This window comes from Streptomyces chisholmiae, from assembly GCF_031845445.1.
Lineage (GTDB): Bacteria > Actinomycetota > Actinomycetes > Streptomycetales > Streptomycetaceae > Streptomyces > Streptomyces chisholmiae.
Window position 1 is genome coordinate 1 of record NZ_JAVREO010000089.1, and the last position, 500, is coordinate 500.

General features: G+C 69.2%; 2 pseudogenes. Both read left to right on the plus strand.

Annotated features, from left to right (window positions below):
- A pseudogene (locus RM844_RS32195) lies at positions 1 to 192 on the plus strand (PadR family transcriptional regulator); the annotation flags it as partial.
- An 81-nt stretch (positions 193 to 273) separates the two neighbouring features.
- Positions 274 to 500 (plus strand): annotated as a pseudogene (locus RM844_RS32200) (TetR/AcrR family transcriptional regulator); the annotation flags it as partial.

Below are 500 nucleotides of genomic sequence, written 5' to 3' on the forward strand. Positions count from 1 at the left end.
GCCGACCTGCTGGACTCCCAGCGCTCGGAGCACCTGCGGATGATGCGTGTCCTCACCGACCGCAAGCGCAAGGGCGACCTCGCCGACCAGCTCATCTGCGACCACGCCCTGTTCCATCTGGAAGCCGATCTGCGCTGGCTGGAACTGACCGCCGCCCGGCTCGGCCAGCTCGCCAAGGTGGTGGCCGCGTGATCCCCGACGGCTCCCTGCTCGCCGCGCACGACCTGCGCCCGCTGGATCACCTCCGCGGGGTGATGTGGTGACATCGCGACCATGACTGCGCCCCGTCGGCCCGCCACCGGAAGCCAGGCCCGTGCCGAACGCACCCGTGAGGCGGTGATCGCCGAAACGGTGCGCTGCATCCTGGACGAAGGATTCACCCCACCCAGCGTCCGCCACATCACCGGGCGGGCCGGGGTGACATGGGGTGTGGTCCAGTACCACTTCGGCGACCTCGACGGACTACTGATGGCCGTGGTGGACAAGGGATTCGGCGATCT